The organism is Azospirillum palustre, from assembly GCF_002573965.1.
Taxonomy (GTDB): domain Bacteria; phylum Pseudomonadota; class Alphaproteobacteria; order Azospirillales; family Azospirillaceae; genus Azospirillum; species Azospirillum palustre.
The window spans coordinates 318,336-341,148 of sequence record NZ_PDKW01000038.1 but is presented as its reverse complement, the minus strand read 5'-3'; the positions used below and the strand labels follow the sequence as shown (position 1 = coordinate 341,148).

Here is a 22,813-nt window from a genome sequence, read left to right as displayed (position 1 = left end):
GATGATTGCGAGACAGTGGTGGACAGAGAAGAAGAAAAGCCTGACGGGCGCATGTCTCGCACATGCGGTGCATGACGGTTACACCGACGCCCTCTATGTCTTCCTGCCGGTGTGGCAGGCCCAGTTCGGCCTGTCCTATGCGATGCTTGCCGTCATCCGCGCCCTTTACTCCGGGACGATGGGAGGGCTGCAAATCCCGGCCGACCGGGCCCTTCGCGGCCTGTCGCCGCGGGCGTCGCTGATCCTGTCGACCGTCCTTGCCGCGGCGGGCCTGCTGATCATGGCGTTGCCGCTCGGCCTGCCGGGTCTGTGCGTCGGCCTCGTCGTCGCCGGCATCGGATCGAGCATCCAGCACCCCTGCGGCTCGATGCTCGTCACCGTCAGCTATGGCGCGGCATCGCGCCATCCGCTCGGCATCTACAACTTCTCAGGCGACCTCGGGAAGGCGGCGTTGCCGGCGCTCGTCGCCGTGCTGCTGCCGACGGTCGGCTGGCAGCCGGTGCTGGGGATGATGGCGGCCATCGGACTCGTCCTGTCGGCCGCCCTGCTGCCGCTGCTGCCGGCGGTCCCCATCACCAGAGCCGCCAAGACGAAGGCGGCGGGTCGCGGCCGCGGCGGCTTCGGCATCCTGACGGTGATCGGTGCGCTCGATACCGCGACCCGCATGGGCTATCTGCTCTTCCTGCCCTTCCTCATCCATGGCCAGGGCGGGGACTCGGCGACGGTCGGGCTGGCGCTGGCCCTGCTGTTCATCGGCGGCGCGCTGGGGAAGGCGACATGCAGCCTGCTCGGGGAGCGGCTGGGGGTGGTCGGCTGCGTCATGGTGACCGAAGCCGCCACGGCCCTGCTGATCGCGGCGACGCTGTTCACCTCGCTGACGCCGACCCTCATCCTGCTGCCGCTGCTCGGCATCGTGCTCAACGGCACCTCCTCGGTGCTCTACGGCACGGTGCCGGAGCTGTCCAACGGCGACACCGGCCGGGCCTTCGCGGTCTTCTACACCAGCGTCATCGGCTCCGGCGGACTGGCCCCGATCCTCTACGGCGCCATCGCCGACCACAGCAGCCAGACGACCGGCGTGCTGGCTTCTGCGGCGACCGCCGCCCTGATCGTTCCGCTCGTCCTGATGCTGAGGCCGCATCTGAACGCCTCCGCCGCGGAACCGCAGGGCGGGTCCGGCCTGCCGCGCTCCGCCTGACCGTTTCCCTGCCATAAGGAGATCCTTGCCAATGACCACCGTCTCACAGGCGCCGCTGATCCTCATAACGGGCGGCGGGCGCGGCATGGGGGCCGCGACCGCAAGGCTCGCCGCGGCCCAGGGCTATGACGTCGCGATCAGCTTCGTCTCCGACGAGGCCGCCGCCCAGGCCGTGGTGGCGGATGTCGACGCCCTGGGGCGCCGGGCTTTGGCGGTGCGCGCCGACAGCGCCGATCCGGCGCAGGTCGCGGCACTGTTCGAGGCCATCGACCGCGAGTTCGGCCGCATCGACGTGCTGGTCAACAACGCCGCGGTGCTGGCGCGCCAGTGCCGGACCGAGGATCTCGGCTTCGAGCGGATGCAGCGCATCTTCGCGGTCAACGCCATCGGCCCGATCCTCTGCGCGCAGCAGGCGGCCAGGCGCATGTCGCATCGCCACAACGGGCCGGGCGGCGTGATCGTCAACATCTCGTCGGCATCGGCCCGGCTCGGCAGCCCGAACGAGTATGTCGACTATGCCGCCTCCAAGGGTGCCTTGGAGACCTTTACCATCGGCTTCTCCAAGGAGGTCGCGCGGGACGGCATCCGCGTCAACTGCATCCGCCCCGGCCACATCTACACCGACATGCATGCCAGCGGCGGGGAGCCGGGACGGGTGGACCGCGTCAAGGATTCGATCCCGATGGGGCGGGGCGGCCAGCCCGAGGAGGTCGCGCGGGCGATCCTGTGGCTGGCTGGCCCCGAGGCCTCCTTCATCACCGGCACCTTCCTGGACGTCACCGGCGGCAAGTGAGCATAAGCGGGGCGGCGGCCGGGGAGGCGTTTGAGCGCCGCCGCTCGGCCCCTGCCGGCTGCCGCTCGGCACGTCCCGGCTGCCGCTCGCGGCATTCCACCACACGGGAGCAAGCGGCGGGATTACACCGGCGGCATATCCTTTTCAGGAGAACCGTCATGGATCACGCCCTAACATTTGTGATCGCGACACTCTGCATTCTTGCGCTCTGCTACCGCTTCTACGGCGTGTTCTTCGTGCGCAAGGTTCTCCGTGCCGACGATTCGGAAGTCACCCCGTCCCACATCCTGGCGGACGGCAAGAACTATGTGCCCACCAAGAAATGGGTGAATGCCGGCCAGCATTTCGCCGCCATCGCCGCCGCCGGCCCGCTGGTCGGTCCAGTGCTGGCCGCGCAGTTCGGCTACCTGCCGAGCTTCCTGTGGCTGCTGATCGGCTGCGTCGTCGGCGGTGCGGTGCATGACACCGTCGTGCTGTTCGCCTCGATGAAGCACAAGGGACAGTCGCTGTCCGAAGTCGCCAAGGCCGAACTCGGCCCGGTGGCCGGCTGGTGCACCGGTCTGGCAATGCTGTTCATCATCACCATCACCATGGCCGGCCTGTCGATGGTCGTCGTCCATGCGCTGGAACGCAACGCCTGGGGCGCCTTCGCGGTGTTCATGACGATCCCCATCGCCATCGCGCTCGGCCTCTACGAGAAGATCACCGGCTCGTCCAAGGGCGCCACCCAGGTCGGCATCGCCGCCATCGCCGCCTCGGTCTTCGCCGGCCCCTACATCCAGGGCACGCTGCTGGGCGAATGGCTGACGCTGCATGCCGAGACGGTCGCCGTCATCCTGCCGGTCTATGCCTTCTTCGCCACGGCGCTGCCGGTCTGGCTGCTGCTGACCCCGCGCGGCTACCTGTCCAGCTTCATGAAGGTCGGCGTGTTCGGCGCGCTGGTCGTCGGCGTCGTCTTCATCAACCCTGAAATCCGCTTCCCCGCCCTGACCGACTTCATCCATGGCGGCGGCCCGGTGCTGAACGGCCCGGTCTGGCCCTTCATCTCGATCACCATCGCCTGCGGCGCCATCTCCGGCTTCCATGCCTTCATCGGGTCGGGCACCACGCCCAAGCTGATCGACAAGTGGAGCGACATCCGTCCGGTGGCCTTCGGCGGCATGCTGGCGGAATGCCTGGTCGGCGTCATGGCGCTGATCGCCGCCACCGCCCTGCATCCGGCCGATTACTTCGCCATCAACTCTGCGCCGGCCGCCTTCAAGGCCCTGGGCATGAACGTGGTGGACCTGCCGCGGCTGAGCCAGGACATCGGCCTCGACCTCTACGGCCGGACCGGCGGCGCGGTGACGCTCGCGGTCGGCATGACCGAGATCTTCACCCGCGTGCCGTGGTTCAACAGCCTCGCCTCCTACTTCTTCCAGTTCGTCGTGATGTTCGAGGCGGTGTTCATCCTGACCGCCGTGGACAGCGGCACCCGCGTCGCCCGTTACCTGATCCAGGACCTGCTGGGCGACGTCTATGCCCCGATGAAGCGGCTGGACTGGGTCCCCGGTTCGATCATCGCCAGCGTCATCGCCTGCGTGGCCTGGGGGTATCTGCTGACGTCGGGCGACATCAACTCGGTCTGGGCCCTGTTCGGCGTGTCGAACCAGCTGATGGCCTCGGTCGGCCTGATCATCGGCGCCACCATCATCCTGCGGCTGGCCCAGAAGCGGATCTACATGCTGACCTGCCTGATCCCGCTGGCCTACCTGTTCGTCACGGTGAACGTCGCCGGCTACTGGATGATCGCCAACGTCTATCTGAACAAGGCGGCCAAGGGCTACAACCCCTTCAACGCCGGCATCTCGATCATCATGCTGGTGCTGGGCTTCATCATCCTGCTCGCCGCCTTCCGCAAATGGAAGGAACTGCTCCAGGCCCGCGCCATCGAGGTTCCGATGGTCGCCACCCCGGCCGAATGACCGTTCAAGCATCTTAGAAATGCGAACGGGCCCTGTGGAGTGTTCCACAGGGCCCGTTCGCTTTTGTCCGTTCAGCGCTTCTGCGGCAATCAGGCCGCCGCGACGAGCGTCTCTTCCGCCGGCAGTTCGGCGGGGATCCAGGAGATCAGCTCCCGCCCGGTGTTGGCGAGGCGCTTCGGCTCGATGCGGCCGATGACGCGGGTGCCTTCCCTGGCGATGCGCAGGATGTCGCCATCCTCCGGAACCAGCGCGCGTTCGACGCCGCAGCTGCGGGCGAGGCGGGCGTGGGCTTCCATATGCTCGATGGTGCCATGGACCGGCACAGCGAAGCGGGGACGGACCAGCCCGTACATGCGGGCGAGGTCGTCGCGCTTGGGGTGGCCGGAGACATGGACCGGCGCCTCGGCCGGGGTGACGATCTCGACGCCCATGCCGCGCAGATGCCCGTGGATTTCGGCCAGGGCCTCCTCGTTGCCGGGGATGATGCGGGCGGAGAAGATGACGGTGTCGCCCTCTTCCAGCCACAGCTCGCGGTGCTCGTTGCGGGCCAGACGGCTGAGTGCGGCCCGTTCCTCGCCCTGGCTGCCGGTGCACAGGAACACGAGGTTGTCACGCGGGGTCCAGGAGGCCTCGCGGACATCCATGAAGTCCGGCACATGGTCGAGATAGCCGCAGGCCTGCGCCGCCTTTTCCATGCGCAGCATGGAGCGGCCGACCAGCACCACCTTGCGCCCGACCGCCGCCGCCGCTTCCGCCACCGCGGTCATGCGGGCGACGTTGGAGGCGAAGCCGGTCACCGCGATGGCGCCCGAGCGGTTGGCGAAGGCGCCGATCAGGCCGGCGCGGGCGTCGGCCTCCGACCCGGTCGAGCCGGGCACGTCGGCGTTGGTGCTGTCGCACATCATGGCGAGCAACCCCTCGTCGCCCAGCCGCTTGAGGGCGGCGAAATCGGTGCTGCGGCCGACCAGCGGGTTGGGGTCGAACTTCCAGTCGCCGGTGTGCAGGACCGTGCCGGCCGCCGTGCGGATCGCCAGCGACATCGGCTCGGGGATCGAATGGGTGACGGCGATGGTCTCGATCCGGAAGGGACCGATGGTCAGCGTGTCGCCGATCTCGAAGGTCTGCACCTTGGCGGCGCGGTGGGCGCCCTTTTCCTTCAGCCGGTCCCGGATGATGTGGGAGGCGAAGGGGCTGGCATAGATCGGGCAGCGCAGGCGCGGCCACAGATGGTGGATCGCGCCGATATGGTCCTCGTGCGCGTGGGTCACCACCAGCCCGACGACGTCCTGCATCCGCTCTTCGATGAAGGCCGGATCGGCCATCAGGCTGTCGATGCCGGGCATCTCGTCGCCGACGAAGGCGACGCCGGCATCGACGATCAGCCATTTGCCGGCATGGCCGTAGAGCGCCATGTTCATGCCGATGCGGGAACAGCCGCCCAGCGGAAGGAACAGGATCTCGTCCTTGCCCGGAACCGGACCGGTGGGGCCGCCGCCATGGACCGGATTGGCCGGCGGGCGGGAGCTGTCGAAATCGTCACGCGGACGCGGGTTGCGGTTGCGTGCGCGGTTGTTCGGCGCCATCCGGCGCCGCTTTGAATCAAACGTCATGCCTCTGTCGTACGTCTCACTTAGGCCGGCATTCGACGCTGCCGGACGGGCGTGCATCGCTCGTCGATGCGGATCCCGGTGTGGACGATCCCTGCCGGAGGCGCCGTGCGGCGGCCGTCTGGACGGCTGGGATCGAATGTTTCGTCAGGGCTTATGTGGGCAAAGCGGGACGCACGTCAAGGGTGGCCGTGAAAGGTCACACGAAATGGTGGGGCATTGCTGGGATGCGTGGGGGAAACGGGAGTCACGAATTGAGCGCAGAGCGCATCTCGAGTCTTGCTCTGGATGATTGTCCACGGGCGTGCCCGCGAGGCGTCGTACGGTTCTAGACAACTCGAGTGTGTTTCAATGGCAGTCAAAACTCTTATTTCGCTCCCGCTGAGGTGATGTGGTGGATGGCCCTTTCGGCGCAAGAGGGATTCCGCGCTGACTGGCTGAGAAGGATGCATCCATGTGTCCGGCCTGTTGTCGCAGCCGCCGGTTGCTGGCCTTGATGAATTCCGCGGATCGACGCCCAAATCGCCTTATCGCGCTCGGTGGCGCTTGGTTCCCGTGGGTCTGGCCGATCCCTGCTCCTCCCGGTTCCTCATCACGTCTCATCACCCTTGCCCCCAGTCCACCGAGCCATCCGACGCCGGCGAGATGGATGTTGTCTACGCTGCGCTCGGCGTCGCGTAGGTCACTCCCTGCGTCATCACCACCCAGGCGATGCGCGCGGTTCTGTTGGCCAGAGCTACGGCGGCCACCCCACGCGTCACCTGAATTCACAATCTGCTAGTGTGTTTCAGTGGCTGGGAGCGCTTATTCTGCTGATTGGCCGCTTGATATGAATTTCAAGTTTGATTAAAATATAAAATCTCTTCTTAAAAGAGATGCCATTCAGGTTAAGTGATATTAATTATGAACAAAAAACGCAAAATGCAATCCTATGACGATCCGGTGATCGTAGCACAGAAAATTGTCACCGATTCTGAAGCTGAATTGCATCAGGAAATTGCAAGGATATGGAAGCGCCTCGATTGGACGGATCCGAGCGTGGCGTTTTACGGAGAGACGAACGCCGGCAAATCAACCTTGATCGAGGCGCTGTTGCTTCTGTTCGGCTCTGCCGGAGACAAACCCGGCGACGCAATTGGGGATGGCTCTCCAGATTACACGCGCAAAGCCAGCGCTTATCCGTGTCTGTATGACGGTACAGGTTTCAACTTAATCGACGTACCGGGTATCGAGGGCGACGAGGCGAAAGTCGCCATTGAAATAGAGAACGCTCTGCACCGTGCCCATGTGGTCTTTTTCGTTACCGCCGATGCCCGTCCGCCACAGGGCGGCGATGATGGTCGGGACGGGACGCTGGAAAAAATCAAGCGGCAACTGCAGCCGCAGGCAAAGGTCTGGGCCGTTTACAATAAGAAGCTGAACAACCCGCGGCAGATCGGCTCTTCGCTTGTCAACGACGATGAGAAGCAGAGCCTTGCCGACGGAGTGAATTCGCTCGATGGGAAGATGCGCGAAGTACTGAGTTCTGATTATCAGGGGCATGTTGTTCTAAGCGCCTTGCCCGGCTTTCTAGCATTGGCCGATAACCTGCCGTCCGACAGCCGCTTCGCCAGCCAGCGAGAAAAATTTCTCAAAAGCGTAAGTTCCACTGACTTGCTGGCGTTCAGCAACGTCAAAAAATTCGGGCGATTGTTGAGTGACAATGTCCCGTCCCGGAGTGAAATCGCTCAGGCCAATCTCGATAAGCTGCTTCCACCCATCACGGAGGCGGTCGCTTCTCTGGAAAAGAAGGCTGAGCACCACTTCGCTAAACCTGCCAGAGAGTTGGAGAAGCAGCTTAAAATCCTGAGACCGGAACTGGAACTGATCGCCGAGGATGCGTCGAAAGCCCTGAAGCGCCTCACCGATGAGGTGACAAATGGGTGTGTCATGCGTGTGCGGAAGGAGATGTTGCAGGCGATTGAAAAAGGGCTGAGCGGGGATGACGAACTGAAGAAAAAGCTCGAGCAGGTTCTTGCTGAGGAACGTAATCGACTTCCGGAAACCGTTAATAGCAGGGTGGGGAGTACCGTTCGGAACGCCCAAAAATCCTGTAAAGAAGCGCTTCATCTCGTCGAGAAATATCTCAAGGATACCCATGCATTTGACAGTAAGGTTTTTGTCTCTTCCTTCTCTCACGCTGCAGATGTTAACACAAATAGTGGTGTCGACTGGGGTGAGGTTGTTGGAACTGCCGTAAATGTGGCGGTAACTTGGCTGGTTGGCGGGCCAATATTGGCTGGAATTACCGCGGTCTTTGGCCTTTTTCGCAGCTTCTGGAATTTCTTCAGCAGCGATTACCACAAAGATCAGCAGAAAATGTCTCTAAATAAGAATATCGACGAGATAAAACCGAAATTACGCAAAGATGTAAATAAAACGCTGGAACAGATTGAGAGAGATCTCAGGAAATATGTTCTTGATATGATGCTTCCCCTGCAGGCAATGGAAAAGAATTTCCGGGCTGCAGCCAATTCGATGAAAGAATCAGTTGGCGACCTGAGGCAACTCGCTGAAGACCCCTCCTACCTTTACCGCTATGCCGAGGTGTATTCGTCAACCGGCTGAGAGATGTCGCAGGTGTCCGCGACGAGCAGTCAGCCCAACCCATTTCACCCTTTAGGAATGATCATAATGGCCTCCCACCAGACCCATGACGTCAGCGATATTCTGACTTTTCTCGAAGCCGGCGAGAAGCTGGGCGTCGCACTTCCTCCGCATTTGAGAGAGAAGCTCGACAAGCTCAGCGTCGCCGGGGCCGGGAAGCTGAAGGTTGCGCTGGTTGGAGGGTTCTCCGAGGGCAAGACGTCGCTCGCGGCCGCTTGGCTCGGCATGGTGCCCGGCGACATGAAGATCAGCCAAAGCGAGTCATCGAACGCGGTCACGGTCTATGATGCCAGCGACAAGGTCGAATTGATCGATACGCCAGGCCTGTTCGGCTTCAAGGAAAAGAATATTGGCGATGGCATCGCGGAAAAATACAAGGAGCTGAGCCGTAAATATGTGAGCGAGGCCAATCTCGTTCTTTATGTCTTGAATCCATCCAATCCGTTGAAGGACAGTCATCGGGACGAATTGAATTGGCTTTTTCGCGAGCTTGCACTGCTTTCGCGTACGGTCTTCGTCATCGGCCGCTTCGACATGGTTGCCGACGTCGAGGACGATGCCGATTACAAACGCAATCTCGAAATCAAGAAAGCGAACATCAGGTCCCGCCTGCGGGATTTGATCGGGCTGACGTCCGATGAGGAAGCAAGCCTGTCCATCGTCGGCGTCGCGGCCAATCCGTTCGATGAAGGCATCGCCAACTGGCTGGAGCGTCCCGACGAATACGTACGGCTGTCCCATATCGACGATCTGCGTACAGCCACTGCGGAGAAGGTCGATGCCGTAGGCGGAGCGGAGGAGGCAAAGCGCCAGACCTGCCTCTCGATCCTTCGGGATGTGACGGAGCGTCTGCTGTTGCCGGCGCGTCAAGCGGCGGAAGAGGCCGAGCAGTTGGCCGCCATCGCCGATGGGAAAGCCAAGGAGGAAGAGCCGCGCCTTGCCCGCTACAAGCGGGAGGCCGCAGAGGCCCAGATGGCGCTTCGCCGGGAGGTGGACGATTATTTCGCCGATCTGATCACCGAAGCCAAGCATACCGGCATGGACGGTTTCGAGGAATTTTTCGACCGCAAGATCGGGCGGGATGGGGTTGCCGTGACGGCGGCGATCAAGAACGCCTTTACGCGGGAACTCGGTCCGATCAGTCAGCAGATCGTCACGATGAGCGCGAATTTCGTTGCCGACGGTTCAGGCGAGACCGCGTTGACAAGCACACTCGGCAAAGTGGCCGGCAAGTTCGGGGGCAGCGCCACGATCAGCAACACGATGATCCTGAAAGCCCGCGACTGGGTGATGCCCGCGTTCAAGTTCAAGCCCTACGGCGCCATCAAGGCGGCGCGCTTCGCCAATGGCGCTCTGGCAGGGATAGGTATCGCGCTGGAAATCTGGTCGATGTGGCGGGAGTCGCAAAGGGTTGAAAAATTCGAAGAGGATCGTCGAGAAATCGTGAAGGATTTGGAGGACCAGCGCTCCAACCTCCTCGCGCATATCGATGCACCCGAGTTCATGTCGACTTATTTCCCTCAGATCGACGCGATGCACAGCCTGTTTGAAGCTTTGCGCGACGCGTTCCTCAAAGCTGCGGAACGCAATAGCGCGATGCGTGACTGGGCGAGGGAGGCGGAAACCCTGCACCTCCGTTACGGGGGTGAACCGCCGCGGTTGGCCGGAGCAAAGGTTACTATCGACATGTAGAGAGGCATCGTAGATCAGGAAAATATAACTTCCATGTTGGAGGATCGACGCCGCCCCCCCAGTGCAGGAGAGCGGCATCCGGATCGGAAGCTCCCAGCCGTCAGTGGTTGTCGCGCGGGATCCCCATGGTCTGCGCCACGCGCTGGTACTTGACCGCCGGCTTCAGGACCATGCCCTCGTCCAGCTGGTCGACGATGCCGCGCTGGATTTCCTGCCACGGGGTCTGCGACGGCGGGGCGGGGTAGCCGCCGGCGGCCTCCAGCGTGGCCTTGCGGTCGGCAAGCTCCGCTTCGGAGATCAGGATGTCGGCGCTGCCGCGGCGCAGGTCGATCCGCACGCGGTCGCCCGAGCGCAGAAGGCCGAGATTGCCGCCGGCCGCCGCCTCCGGCGAGGCGTTGAGGATCGAGGGCGAGCCTGAGGTGCCGGACTGGCGGCCGTCGCCGATGCAGGGCAGGGAATGGATGCCCTGCTTGATGAGATCGGCGGGCGGACGCATGTTCACCACCTCCGCCGCGCCGGGATAGCCGATGGGGCCGGCGCCGCGGATGACCAGGATGGTGTAGGCGTCGATGCCAAGCGACGGGTCGTCGATGCGGTGATGGTAGTCCTCCGGCCCGTCGAAGACGACGACCTTGCCCTCGAAGGCTTCCGGATCCGCTGGATTGGACAGGTAGCGCTCGCGGAACTCGTCGGAGATCACGCTGGTCTTCATGATGGCGGCGTTGAACAGGGTGCCGCGCAGCACGACGAAGCCGGCGTTGATCTTCAGCGGGTCGTCGATCGGGTGGATGACGCGGGTGTCGAGGATCTCGGTGTTGCGGCAGTTCTCGCCGATGGTGCGGCCGTTGACGTTGGGCGCATCCTCGCGGATCAGGCCCTGGGTCATCAGCTGGCCGACCACCGCCGGCACGCCGCCGGCGCGGTGGAAGTCCTCGCCCAGATACTCGCCGGCCGGCTGGAGGTTGACCAGCAGCGGCACGCCCAGCCCGTGGGTCTGCCAGTCGTCCACCGTCAGCGGCACGCCGATGTGCTTGGCGATGGCGTTGATGTGGATCGGCGCGTTGGTCGAGCCGCCGATGGCGGAGTTGACGACGATGGCGTTGAGGAAGGCGTCGCGGGTCAGGATGTCCGACGGCTTGATGTCCTGGCGCACCATCTCGACGATGCGCTTGCCGGTCTCATAGGCAGCCTGCTGGCGCTCGCGGTAGGGGGCGGGAATCGCGGCGGATCCCGGAAGCTGCATGCCCAGCACCTCCGCCAGCGAATTCATGGTCGACGCGGTGCCCATCGTGTTGCAGTAGCCGGTCGAGGGGGCGGACGACGCCACCAGCTCGATGAAGCCCTGATAGTCGATCTCGCCGGCCGCCATCATCTGGCGGGCCTTCCACACGATGGTGCCGGAGCCGGTGCGCTCGCCGCGGAACCAGCCGTTCAGCATCGGGCCGACCGACAGCGCGATGGCCGGGATGTTGACGGTCGCCGCCGCCATCAGGCAGGCCGGCGTGGTCTTGTCGCAGCCGATGGTCAGCACGACGCCGTCCAGCGGATAGCCGTGCAGCACCTCGACCAGCCCGAGATAGGCGAGGTTGCGGTCGATGGAGGCGGTCGGCCGCTTGCCGGTCTCCTGGATCGGGTGGACGGGAAACTCGATGGCGATGCCGCCGGCGGTGCGGATGCCCTCGCGCAGGCGCTCGGCCAGCACCAGATGGTGGCGGTTGCAGGGGCTGAGGTCGGACCCGGTCTGGGCGATGCCGATGATCGGCGCGCCGGATTGCAGCTCCTCGCGCGTCAGGCCGAAATTCAGGTAGCGCTCAAGATAGAGCGCGGTCATGTCGGGGTTGGCGGGGTTGTCGAACCACGCGCGCGAGCGCAGACGCCGTTCTGAACCGGAGGCTGAACCGTCGGCATTGGCGGGGAAGGGGGGCTTCGTCTCGGACATATCGACACCGGTTTCAGGTTGGGGCGCGGACCGTAGGCCCGGCGCCGGAGTTGTGGTTGCGTCTCTTTGGCCTTGCTCAAGGCCGTGGTTGGGTCAGGCAGCGCGCATGTCGGCCAGGAAGCGCGACACGCAGCCGCGCAGGTCGTCGGCCTCGCCGGACAGGCCGTCGGCGGCGGTCTTGACCTGGCGCGAGGCGTCGCTGGTGGCCTGGAAGGCGTGGGTCACGCCGGCGATGCTGTCGCGGACATCCTGGGTGCCGCGGGCGGCGCGCTGGATGCTGCCGCTGATCTCGCTGGTCGCCGCCCGCTGCTCGCCGATGGCGGAGGCGATGGTGCCGGAGACCTCGTTGACCTCGCCGATGACCTTGACGATCTCGGTGATGGCGCCGGCCGCCTCGCTGCTGACGCGCTGGACGGCGGCGATCTGCGCCTCGATCTCCTCGGTCGCCTTCGCGGTCTGGGCGGCGAGGCTCTTGACCTCGTTCGCCACCACGGCGAAGCCGCGTCCCGCCTCGCCGGCCCGCGCCGCCTCGATGGTGGCGTTGAGCGCCAGCAAATTGGTCTGGGCGGCGATGGAGCCGATCAGTTGCACCACATCGCCGATCTGGCGGGCGACGCCGGTCAGGCTGCGCACCGTCTCGTCGGTGACGCGGGCGATGCCGACCGCCTGTTCGGTCACCTCGGCACTGTGGGCGACATGCTGGCTGATGGCGACGATGGAGACGGCCAGCTCCTCGGCGGCGGCGGCCACCGTCTCGACGCTGCCGGTGGTCTCGCCGGAGCTGCGGACGGCGTCGCCGGCAAGCCGGCTGGTCTCGTCGGTGGTCGACTGGATGGTCTGGGCGGTGGACTGGAGCTGTGTGGCGGCGCTGGCGACGCGGCCCAGCGTGTTGTCCACCATCCGCTCGAACTCGCGGGTCAGGCGGTCGATGCGCTCGCCGCGGCGGACGCGGGCCTCATGCTCGGCGGCCTTGTCGGCGGCCATGCGGTCGGCCTCGATCAGGCCGGCCTGGAAGACCTGCACCGCCTTGGCCATGCCGCCGATCTCGTCGCGGCGGTCGAGGCCGGGGACGGTCACCGAGCGGTCGCCGCCGGCCAGCCGGGTCATGGCGTCGGTCATGGCGACCACCGGCCGTGACAGGCTGCGGGCGATCAGCAGCGCGGCGGCAAGGCCGAGGATCAGCCCGGCGGCCGACGCGCCGGCCATCGCCTGCCGGTAGCCGGCGATGTCGGATGTGGTGTCGGCGCGCAGCTGATGTTCGTCGGCGATGCCCTGGTCGGTCAGGCCACGCGCCTGATCGCCGATGGCGGTGCCGAGCGGGGTCAGAGTGTCGTTGACCAGGGCGTCGCGGCGCTGGGTGGTCTCCACCAGCCGGTCGAAGCCGGCGGCATAGCCGTCGAGCGTCTTGAGGAAGGCGGACACCAGACCGCGCAGCGCCGGGTCGGTCACCGTCTTCGCCATGGCGTCGCCATTCTGGGCGGCGGTCTTCAGCTCGGTCTTCGTCGCGGTGGCGAGGCCGGCGCTGCCCTCCCCCTGGAAGCGGGCGGCGACGGTGCGGGCGGCCTGGACATGCATCGCCGCCTGGGCCGCGAGGTTCAGGGCCTCGACATTGCCGCCGCTCTTGGCGTTGGTCAGGATGGTGCTGAGCATGGTCTGGAGCTTCGACCCGAACTTCGCCACCTCGGCCACCGCCTCGCTGCGCTGGCCGTGGGCCTCGCGGACAGCGGCGAAGCTGTCGCGGTACTGGGCGACGCGGGTCTTCATCTGCTGGACGGCTGCGGTGTCGCCGCTGCCGGACAGGCGGGAGTCCACCGCGGCGACCAGGGTTGCAGCCTCCGCCGACAGGTTGGCGACGGCGTCGGCATCCTCGTCGCGGCCGTTCAGCAGGAAGGCGGCGGTCTTGAGCCGCATGTCCAGCATCAGGGTCTGCATGCGCCCGAGATCGACCACCTGTTCCGCCAGCACGCCGTTGCGGCGCACCACTGTCTCCGTTTCCGACAGGGCATTGATGCCCACGCCGGCGACGGCGGCGAGGAACAGCAGGATGCCGGCGCTGCCAGCGGTGATCCGGTGGCCGATGCGGGTGCCGAGTTTGATGCCGGCTGCGGTGGGCATGCGGGGGGACCTCCCAGTTGCGGGGGCTGCTACCAGTCGAAGGCGTCGGTGCGGTGCCAGCGGCCGACCATGCAGGCGTCGGCGACCAGCGACAGCGGGCGGCCGTCAACGTCGCTCGTACCGTCCGTCACCAGCCGATGGAAATGGCGGTAGATGCGCTGGTATTCGGTGTCGGGTTCGGCCAGCACCGGCACGCCGTCCGCGAACAGGCGGGTGCCGCCATGGGTGAGGTCGAGGCGCCCGTCCGTCGTTTCGATGACGATGGACCAGGTCTGCTCGCCCTGCTGGAGGAAGTCGAAGTCGGCGGTGACGCGGCCGATGCGGGAGCCGGGGGCGGCGCCCATCTCCAGCGTCGCCGCGATGGGCGTGTCGCGGTTGGCCGGGACATGCAGGTCGGCGGCGCGGACGAAGACCGGGGCCGGCAGGATGTCGGTCAGGATCGACAAGGCGTTGATGCCGGGATCGAAGACGCCGAAGCCGCCCGCCGCGAAGATCCAGTCCTGGCCCGGATGCCAGCGCCGGACATCCTCCTTCCAGGTGATGGCGACGCTGCGGATGTCGGCGTCACGGGAAACGATGGCCGCCAGCCGGCGCCTGGTCTCCTCGACCGCCGGGTTGAACTGCGAATGCCAGGCGGTGAACAGGGTGCGGCGTGCAGCCTCCGCCTCCGCCGCCAGATCGTGAAGCTCCGACAGGGTGGCGGCGGGCGGCTTCTCGATCAGCACATGTTTGCCGGCACGCAGCGCCTCGACCGTCAGGCCGTGGCGGACGGCGGGCGGGGTGCAGAGTGCCACGGCGTCGAGGCCGGGCAGTGCCGCCAGCATCTCGGCCTGGGAGCGGAAGCTCGGCACGCCCTCGACACTGGCACCGTCCGGGCTGACCACGGCGGCCAGATTGAACAGGCCGGTGGCGGCAATGGCGGGGATGTGCTGGTCGCGGGCGATCTTTCCCAGACCGACAAGTCCGAGGGTGGGGAGCGTCATGGCGATATGTCCGGTCGGGGAAGGGGAGGCGGCGGTCACAAGACCGCCGTCAGGCCTTGCCCTTGTTGTAGACGTCGAAGCAGACGGCGGCGAGCAGCACCAGACCCTTGATCACCTGCTGCCAGTCGATGCCGATGCCGACGATCGACATGCCGTTGTTCATCACGCCCATGATGAAGGCGCCGATCACCGCGCCGGTCACCCGGCCGACGCCGCCGGAGGCCGAGGCGCCGCCGATGAAGCAGGCGGCGATCACGTCCAGCTCGAACGACACGCCGGCCTTCGGCGTCGCGGTGTTGAGGCGGGCGGCGAAGATCAGGCCGGCGAGCGCCGCCAGGACGCCCATGTTGACGAAGGTGTAGAAGGACAGGCGGCGGGTGTCGATGCCCGACAGCTTGGCCGCCTTCTCGTTGCCGCCCAGCGCGTAGATGCGGCGGCCGATGGTGGTGTCGCGGGTGACGAAGGCGTAGAGGCCGATCAGCAGCGCCATGATGATCAGGACGTTCGGCAGGCCCTTGTAGGTCGACAGCAGCCAGCCGACATAGGCGACCACCGCGAACAGCCCGGCGCTCTTCAGCAGGAACAGGACCAGCGGTTCCTGTTCGATGGCGAAGCGGTGGCGGCGCAGGCGGGCGGCGACGCTGAAGGCGATCAGGATCGCCGGGGTGGCGAGGCACAGCACCATCGTGGTGGTGTGGAAGCCCTCGGTGCCGAAGATGTCGGGGATGAAGCCGGAGCTGAGGCGCTGGAACTCCACCGGGAAGGGGCCGACCGACTGGCCGGCCAGCAGCGCGAGGCTGAGGCCGCGGAAGACCAGCATGCCGGCCAGCGTCACGATGAAGGACGGAATGCGGAAATAGGCGACCCAATAGCCCTGGGCGGCGCCGATGGCGGCACCGGCGATCAGGCTGACGATGGCGGTGGGGATGAAGTGCCAGTGGAACTGCACCATCAGGATGGCGGCCAGCGCGCCGATGAAGCCGACGATGGAGCCCACCGACAAATCGATGTGCCCGGCGACGATCACCAGCAGCATGCCCAGCGCCATGATGACGATGTAGCTGTTCTGCAGGACGAGGTTGGTCAGGTTCAGCGGCTGCAGCAGCGTGCCGTTGGTCATGTACTGGAAGAACGCCACGATCGCCAGCAGCGAGATCAGCATGCCGTAATCGCGCATGTGGCTCTTCAGGAACTTGGCCATCGAGGCCTGGCGCGGCGGTGCTGCCGGCAGGTTCAGTTCGGCGCTCATTGCAGGGACTCCCGGGCACCGTTGTTCAGGGCGGCAGCGGCCACGGCGGCGCGGGCTGCCGTGGCTTTCGAGGCGGACGACATGATGGCGTGCATGATCTTTTCCTGGCTGGCCTCGGCCGCCGGCATCTCGGCGACCAGTGCGCCTTCGTTCATCACATAGATGCGGTCGGCGACACCCAGAAGCTCCGGCAGTTCGGACGAGATCAGGATGACGCCGCGGCCCTCGGCCACCAGCTGGTTGACGATGGTGTAGATTTCATATTTGGCGCCGACGTCGATGCCGCGGGTCGGTTCGTCCAGGATCAGCACCTGCGGGTCGGCGAACAGCCATTTGCTGAGCACGACCTTCTGCTGGTTGCCGCCGGACAGGTTGACCGTCTGCTGGAACACGTCGGAACAGCGGATGCGCAGGCGGCGGCGGAACTCGTTGGCGACCTCGATCTCGCGCTCGTGGTGGATGACGCCGCGCTTGGCGACGCCGTCCAGATTGGCAAGCGTCACGTTGTGGCGGATGTCGTTGTCGAGCACGAGGCCGTAATGCTTGCGGTCCTCGGTGGCGTAGGCGAGCCCGTTGCCCATCGCCTTGCTGATCGTCGAAACGTCGATTTCGCGCCCGTCGAGGAAGGCCTGGCCGCGGATGTTGCGGCCGTAGGAGCGGCCGAACAGGCTCATTGCGAATTCGGTGCGGCCGGCGCCCATCAGCCCGGCGATCCCCACCACCTCGCCACGACGGACATGCAGGTCGATGTCCTTGACCACGCGGCGGCCGGCATGGATGGGGTGGTCGGCGCTCCAGTCCTTCACCTCGAACAGGATCCTGCCCGGGTTGCTGGTGCGGCGCGGATAGCGGTCGGCAAGGTCGCGGCCGACCATGCCCTTGATGATGCGGTCCTGGCTGATCGGCGCGTCGTGGCAGTCCAGCGTCTCCACGGTGGTGCCGTCGCGCAGGATGGTGACGCGGTCGGCAACCTTGGCGATCTCGTTCAGCTTGTGCGAGATCAGGATGGAGGAGATGCCCTGCTCCTTGAAGCGCAGCAGCAAAGCCAGCAGCGCGTCGCTGTCGCTCTCGTTCAGGCTGGCGGTCGGCTCGTCCAGGATCAGCAGCTTGACCTGCTTGGACAGCGCCTTGGCGATCTCGACCAGCTGCTGCTTGCCGACGCCGATGTCGGTGATCAGCGTCTCCGGCGAATCGGTCAGCCCGACCATGCGCAGCAGTTCGCGCGCGCGGGCGGTGGCGGCGACCCAGTCGATCCGGCCGCGTTTCGCCTGCTCGTTGCCGAGAAACAGATTCTCGGTGATCGACAGCAGCGGAACCAGCGCCAGTTCCTGGTGGATGATGATGATGCCCAGCTTCTCGCTGTCGGCGATGCCGCGAAAGGCGACGGGCTGGCCGCCGAAGCGGATTTCGCCCTCGTAGGTGCCGTGCGGGTAGACGCCGCTCAACACCTTCATCAGCGTCGATTTTCCGGCGCCGTTTTCGCCGATCAGCGCGTGGATCTCCCCCTCGCGGACCGAGAGGTTGACGTTGTCCAGGGCCTTGACGCCCGGAAACGTCTTGGTGATGCCGCGCATCTCAAGAATGCTGTCCATGGATAAAACCTCTGACCGCCCGACCTTCCGCAAGGCGAGGCGCGGGAGGGGATGCCGGATGGCGCCCCGCTCCCGCGCCGTTCACTCACTTGATCTGCGATTCCTTGTAGTAGCCGCCGTCGACCAGGACCTGCTTCCAGTTCGAGGAGTCGACGCTGACCGGCTTCAGCAGGTAGGACGGGACGACCTTCTTGCCGTTGTCGTAGGTCTTGGTGTCGTTGACCTGCGGGGTGCGGCCGGCCAGCAGGTCGTCGACCATGCCCACCGTGACCTTCGCCAGTTCGCGGGTGTCCTTGAAGACGGTGGAGCGCTGCTCGCCCGCCAGGATCGACTTGACCGACTGCACCTCGGCGTCCTGGCCGGTGACGACCGGCATCGGCTGCGCCGCCGAACCGTAGCCGACGCCCTTCAGCGACGAGATGATGCCGATGCTGAGCCCGTCATAGGGCGACAGCACGGCGTCGACCCGCTTGTTGCCGTAATAGGCGCTCAGCAGATTGTCCATGCGGGCCTGGGCGACGGCGCCGTCCCAGCGCAGGGTCGACACCTTGTCCATGCCGACCTGGCCGCTGCCGACCTTCAGCTTGCCGCTGTCGATGTAGGGCTGCAGCACCGACATCGCGCCGTTGTAGAAGAAGTAGGCATTGTTGTCGTCGGGCGAGCCGCCGAACAGCTCGATGTTGAACGGACCCTTGCCGTCCTTCAGCCCGAGCGCCTTCTCGATGTAGGAGGCCTGGAGGACGCCGACCTGGAAGTTGTCGAAGGTGGCGTAGTAATCGACATTGGCCGAGCCGCGGATCAGGCGGTCGTAGGCGATGACCTTCACGCCGCGCTCGGCGGCCTTTTGCAGCACGTCGGTCAGCGTCGTCCCGTCGATGGCGGCGATCACCAGAACCTTGTCGTTCTTGGTGACCATGTTCTCGATCTGGGCGAGCTGGTTGGGGATGTCGTCCTCTGCATATTGCAGGTCGGTCTTGTATCCCTTCTCCTGGAAATACTTGACCATGTTGTTGCCGTCGTCGATCCAGCGCGCCGACGACTTGGTCGGCATGGCGATGCCGACGGTCGGCTTGTCCTGGGCCATGGCCGGGACGGCGGCGCCGGTGGCGACGAGGATGCCGACTGCGAGGCCGGCGAATTTCGAAGTGAAGGAAGTGCGCTTGGCAGACGACATGGACCGGAATCCTCCCCGTTACTACGGCACGCTATACGCAGCCCCCGCGTTCTGTGGCGCGGATGGCGTTGGGCGCGATGGTTGGTGTCCCTAGCAATCCTCCCTTTTCCCATAACTGTCAAATATGATTATTCAGCAAATCGATATGCATTTCGGTATCGATCGTCACTGTGCCGCGGCGGTGGCGGCGGGGCTCGCGGCGACGAGGCGCATCTTGAGTTCCGAGGCCGCGCGGACGGCCGACAGCACGGTGCGGGCGCCGGGCGACAAAGGCCGGTCCTTCAGCCAGAAGATGCCGTAGGGCTCGACGCTGAACCGCTTGTGGAAGGGCATGATGGCGCAGCAGCCGCTGGGCGAGAACACCTGGGCGAGAGCGCGGGCGAAGACGGTGATCGACTCGGTTTCCGCCACCATCGCCATCGAGATGACCGGGGACGCGCTCTCGATCACCTTGTGCGGCAGCCGGGCGCCCTCGGCGCGGAACAGGGCTTCCACCCGGTCGCGCAGCAGCGTGCCGACGGGCTGGAGGATCCAAGTGGCGTCGGACAGATCCGCCGCGGTCAGCGGACGGCCGAGCCGGAGCAGCGGGTTGGTGTCATGGCAGATGAAGCACAGCTCCTCGCTGCTGATCTCCTGATACTCGAAGGCGGTGGGATCGTAATGGCCGGGCAGGCGGCCGATGGCGAAATCCATCACCCCCTGGTGGACGCGGTCGGCCAGCACGTCGCTGGTCTCCACCGCCACGGCGACCTTCAGGTTGGGATGGTCGCGGGTCAGGCTGCTGATGACCGGCACCACCAGCTCCACCGCCGGGGCCATCACCGTGCCGATCGACACCCGGCCGCTGTGGCCGGCGAGCAGGGCGTTCAGCTCCTCGCCCGTCTCCTGCAACTCGCTGAGGATCATCCGGGCGTGGCGGATCATCAGGCTGCCGTACCAGTTCGGTTCGATCCCGCGGCCATGGCGGTCGAACAGCTCGATGCCCAGCGTTTCCTCCAGATCGCCCAGCAGTTTGGAGGCGGCGGGCTGCGACATGTTCAGGCTGGCGGCGGCACGGTGCAGGTTGCGGTGTTCGTCGAGCGCCGCGAAGAGCTGGAGATGGCGCAGCTTCAGCCGCGCCTTCTGGAACCAGTTCGGCGGAAAACGTTGGGGGGTCACGGGGGAAGCCTCCGACTGGGGCGGTGGCGCCTCGATGGCAGATGTCGTGATACGACATTTGGTATCGCAAGCGCCGATCTTCATATTGGACGATTATCAAGAGGCCTCTTATCGTTTGCGCCGTCAACAAATTTAAAAATTCACCGGTGACGGCGATTTGCCGGGGGCGATCTCCGGGACGAAAAGAGCGAAGCGAGGGGGAGTTAAGCGGGATGGCGCAGGAAGCGCGTTGCGTCTGGCAGGCCCGGGCTGTGCTCGGGGAAGGTCCGCTCTGGTCCCCGCGGCAGGATGCCGTCTATTTCGTCGATATCCGCGGATCCCGCATCCTGCGCCACGGCCTGTCGGACGGCTCGCAGGCGGGGTGGGATCTCGATGACGCCGCCTGCTGGCTGGTGGAGAGCGCCGACGGCGACGGCTTCATCGCGGGCTTGCGCTCGCGCCGGGTGGTGCGGCTGCGGCTGGAGCCGGGGCAGGCGGCGGTCGTCGGCGAGGAGATCGCCCGGATCGAGCCGGACAAGCCGGGCAACCGCCTGAACGACGGCAAGGCCGACCGCGACGGCCGGCTGTGGGCCGGCAGCATGGACGATGCGGAGGAGGCGCCGGCCGGCAGCTTCTACCGCATCGACGGCGATGGCGCGGTCACGACGGTCGACGAGGGCTACACCGTCGCCAACGGGCCGGCGCTGGCGCCGGACGGACGGACGATCTACCACACCGACAGCGCGGCGCGGACGGTCTACGCCTTCGACATCGGCGCCGACGGCAGCCTGTCGGGCAAGCGCGTCCACATCCGCTTCACCGAGGCCGACGGCTATCCCGACGGCATGACCTGCGACGCCGAGGGCGGGCTGTGGGTCTGCCATTGGGACGGCGGCCGCGTCAGCCGGTTCCGCCCCGACGGCACGCTCGACCGCGCCATCGCCCTGCCTGTCTCCCGCGTCACCTCCTGCGTCTTCGCCGGTCCGGATCTGGACCGGCTGTTCATCACCACCGCGGCGCACGGCCGGCCGGACGAGCCGTTGGCCGGTGCGCTGTTCGAGTGCGACCCCGGCGTCCGCGGCCTGCCGCCCGGACGGTTCGGGTCTCCGTCGCCCTGATTCCCGACTGCCGACTGCCGATTTGAATTCGAGGAAGGACCTTACCGCCATGCCGTCCAGCGCCCGCCCCTATCGCGGCGTCTTCCCCGTCGTCCCCACCATCTTCACCGAAGCGGGAGAACTGGACCTCGACGGCCAGAAGCGCTGCGTCGATTTCATGATCGACGCCGGCTCCACCGGCCTGTGCATCCTCGCCAACTTCTCCGAACAGTTCGTGCTGACCGACGACGAGCGCACGCTGCTGATGGAGACCATCCTCGCCCATGTCGCCGGCCGGGTGCCGGTGATCGTCACCACCACCCATTTCAGCACAAGCACCTGCGCCGACCGCAGCCGCCGCGCCCAGGATCTCGGCGCCGCGATGGTGATGGTGATGCCGCCCTACCATGGCGCGACCATCCGCGTGCCGGAGGCCGGCATCGTCGAGTTCTTCAGCCGCGTGTCCGACGCCATCGACATTCCGATCATGATCCAGGACGCACCCGTGAGCGGCACCTCGCTGTCCGCCCCGCTGCTGGCGCGGATGGCGCGGGAGATCGCGCAGGTCTCCTACTTCAAGATCGAGGTGCCGCAGGCGGCGGCCAAGCTGCGCACACTGATCGAGCTGGGCGGCGACGCAATTGAGGGGCCGTGGGACGGCGAGGAGGCGATCACCCTGCTGGCCGACCTCGACGCCGGGGCGACGGGGGCGATGACCGGCGGCGGCTATCCGGACGGCATCCGCCAGATCGTCGATCCCTATCTGGCGGGCGACCGCGAGGCGGCGGTGGCGGCCTATGGGCGCTGGCTGCCGCTGATCAACCATGAAAACCGCCAATGCGGCATCGCCACCGCCAAGATCCTGATGAAGGAGGGCGGCATCATCGCGTCCGACGCGATGCGCCACCCGACGGCCAACCCGCACCCGATGAGCCGCGACGGCCTGCTGGACGCCGCGAAGCGTCTCGATCCGCTCGTTCTGCGCTGGGCGCGCTGAGCGGCATCCGAGCAAGCAGTTTCGGGCAAGGAGACCCCATAAGATGACCATCACCGGCGAGATGCTGATCGGCGCCACGGCGCACCGCGGCGGCCAGGGCGAGTTCCGCGCCGTCGACCCCGCCACCGGCGAAGCGCTGGAGCCCGTCTTCGGCGGCGGCGGCGCGGCGGAAGTCGAGCGCGCCTGTGCGCTGGCCTGGGCCGCCTTCGACGCCTTCCGCGAGACCGGCCTGGAGCAGCGCGCCGCCTTCCTTGAGGCGGTCGCCCAGAACATCCTCGACATCGGCGACGGGCTGATCGTCCGCGCCATGGCCGAAACCGGCCTGCCGCGCGCCCGGCTGGAGGGCGAGCGCGGCCGCACCGTCGGCCAACTGCGCCTGTTCGCCCAGGTCGTGCGCGAGGGAAGCTGGATCGAGGCCCGGATCGACCCGGCGATGCCGGCGCGCACGCCGCTGCCGCGCGCCGACCTCCGCCAGCGCCACATCGCGCTGGGGCCGGTCGCCGTGTTCGGGGCCTCCAATTTCCCGCTCGCCTTCTCGGTGGCCGGCGGCGATACCGCCTCGGCCTTCGCCGCCGGCTGCCCGGTGGTGGTCAAGGGCCATGGCGCCCATCCCGGCACCTCGGAACTGGT

General features: G+C 66.1%; 16 protein-coding genes. 8 read left to right on the top strand and 8 right to left on the bottom strand.

Annotation, left to right across the window (positions count from 1 at the left end; genetic code table 11):
• The first annotated feature begins 67 nt into the window (after positions 1-67).
• The 3 genes from CRT60_RS05320 to CRT60_RS05310 all read left to right on the top strand — a co-directional run bounded on the left by CRT60_RS05320 (position 68) and on the right by CRT60_RS05310 (position 3,955).
• On the top strand, positions 68-1,198 hold the full coding sequence (locus tag CRT60_RS05320) for an MFS transporter (RefSeq protein ID WP_244592285.1): 1,131 nt from the start codon (positions 68-70) through the stop codon (positions 1,196-1,198).
• A gap of 31 nt (positions 1,199-1,229) precedes the next feature.
• Complete coding sequence (locus CRT60_RS05315) at positions 1,230-1,991, top strand: SDR family oxidoreductase (protein WP_098735393.1); 762 nt, start codon at positions 1,230-1,232, stop codon at positions 1,989-1,991.
• A 158-nt stretch (positions 1,992-2,149) separates the two neighbouring features.
• Entirely contained in the window at positions 2,150-3,955 is a 1,806-nt protein-coding gene (locus tag CRT60_RS05310) for a carbon starvation CstA family protein (RefSeq protein WP_098735392.1), read from the top strand.
• A gap of 89 nt (positions 3,956-4,044) precedes the next feature.
• Here the strand turns inward: CRT60_RS05310 and CRT60_RS05305 are convergent, their stop codons facing one another.
• Positions 4,045-5,565, bottom strand: coding sequence for a ribonuclease J (locus CRT60_RS05305; RefSeq protein ID WP_244592284.1), 1,521 nt, complete (start codon positions 5,563-5,565; stop codon positions 4,045-4,047).
• 900 nt (positions 5,566-6,465) lie between these two features.
• Between CRT60_RS05305 and CRT60_RS05300 the strand changes: the two genes are divergently transcribed.
• Positions 6,466-8,169, top strand: a complete 1,704-nt coding sequence (locus tag CRT60_RS05300; protein WP_098735390.1) for a GTPase domain-containing protein — start codon at positions 6,466-6,468, stop codon at positions 8,167-8,169.
• Positions 8,170-8,235: 66 nt separating this feature from the next.
• A complete protein-coding gene (locus tag CRT60_RS05295) occupies positions 8,236-9,900 on the top strand; it encodes a LeoA/HP0731 family dynamin-like GTPase (protein WP_161957978.1) in 1,665 nt (554 codons plus the stop codon).
• 100 nt (positions 9,901-10,000) lie between these two features.
• On the opposite strand, the gene CRT60_RS05290 is transcribed toward CRT60_RS05295, so the two are convergent.
• The 7 genes from CRT60_RS05290 to CRT60_RS05260 form a co-directional block, all read right to left on the bottom strand.
• A complete protein-coding gene (locus CRT60_RS05290; protein WP_098735388.1) occupies positions 10,001-11,839 on the bottom strand; it encodes an IlvD/Edd family dehydratase in 1,839 nt (612 codons plus the stop codon).
• 93 nt (positions 11,840-11,932) lie between these two features.
• Positions 11,933-13,954 (bottom strand): methyl-accepting chemotaxis protein, encoded by a 2,022-nt coding sequence (locus CRT60_RS37475; RefSeq protein WP_098735387.1) that lies wholly within the window; start codon positions 13,952-13,954, stop codon positions 11,933-11,935.
• Positions 13,955-13,983: 29 nt separating this feature from the next.
• Positions 13,984-14,937, bottom strand: coding sequence for a Gfo/Idh/MocA family protein (locus CRT60_RS05280; protein ID WP_098735386.1), 954 nt, complete (start codon positions 14,935-14,937; stop codon positions 13,984-13,986).
• Between the two features lie 49 nt (positions 14,938-14,986).
• Positions 14,987-16,186, bottom strand: coding sequence for a multiple monosaccharide ABC transporter permease (mmsB, locus tag CRT60_RS05275; protein WP_098735385.1), 1,200 nt, complete (start codon positions 16,184-16,186; stop codon positions 14,987-14,989).
• The gene (mmsA, locus tag CRT60_RS05270; protein WP_098735384.1) at positions 16,183-17,778 is read right to left on the bottom strand and encodes a multiple monosaccharide ABC transporter ATP-binding protein; all 1,596 of its coding nucleotides are present in this window, start codon (positions 17,776-17,778) and stop codon (positions 16,183-16,185) included. The genes mmsB and mmsA overlap by 4 nt, the downstream gene beginning before the upstream one ends.
• An 85-nt stretch (positions 17,779-17,863) precedes the next feature.
• On the bottom strand, positions 17,864-18,952 hold the full coding sequence (gene chvE / locus CRT60_RS05265) for a multiple monosaccharide ABC transporter substrate-binding protein (protein WP_098735383.1): 1,089 nt from the start codon (positions 18,950-18,952) through the stop codon (positions 17,864-17,866).
• 165 nt (positions 18,953-19,117) lie between these two features.
• Positions 19,118-20,110, bottom strand: a complete 993-nt coding sequence (locus CRT60_RS05260; RefSeq protein WP_098735382.1) for a LysR family transcriptional regulator — start codon at positions 20,108-20,110, stop codon at positions 19,118-19,120.
• Positions 20,111-20,322: 212 nt separating this feature from the next.
• Between CRT60_RS05260 and CRT60_RS05255 the strand changes: the two genes are divergently transcribed.
• From CRT60_RS05255 to CRT60_RS05245, 3 genes are all read left to right on the top strand, one after another.
• On the top strand, positions 20,323-21,207 hold the full coding sequence (locus tag CRT60_RS05255) for an SMP-30/gluconolactonase/LRE family protein (RefSeq protein ID WP_098735381.1): 885 nt from the start codon (positions 20,323-20,325) through the stop codon (positions 21,205-21,207).
• A 49-nt stretch (positions 21,208-21,256) separates the two neighbouring features.
• Positions 21,257-22,183, top strand: coding sequence for a dihydrodipicolinate synthase family protein (locus CRT60_RS05250; protein WP_098735380.1), 927 nt, complete (start codon positions 21,257-21,259; stop codon positions 22,181-22,183).
• A gap of 43 nt (positions 22,184-22,226) precedes the next feature.
• On the top strand, positions 22,227-22,813 hold a 587-nt coding region (locus tag CRT60_RS05245), incomplete at its 3' end, for an aldehyde dehydrogenase family protein (protein ID WP_143273103.1).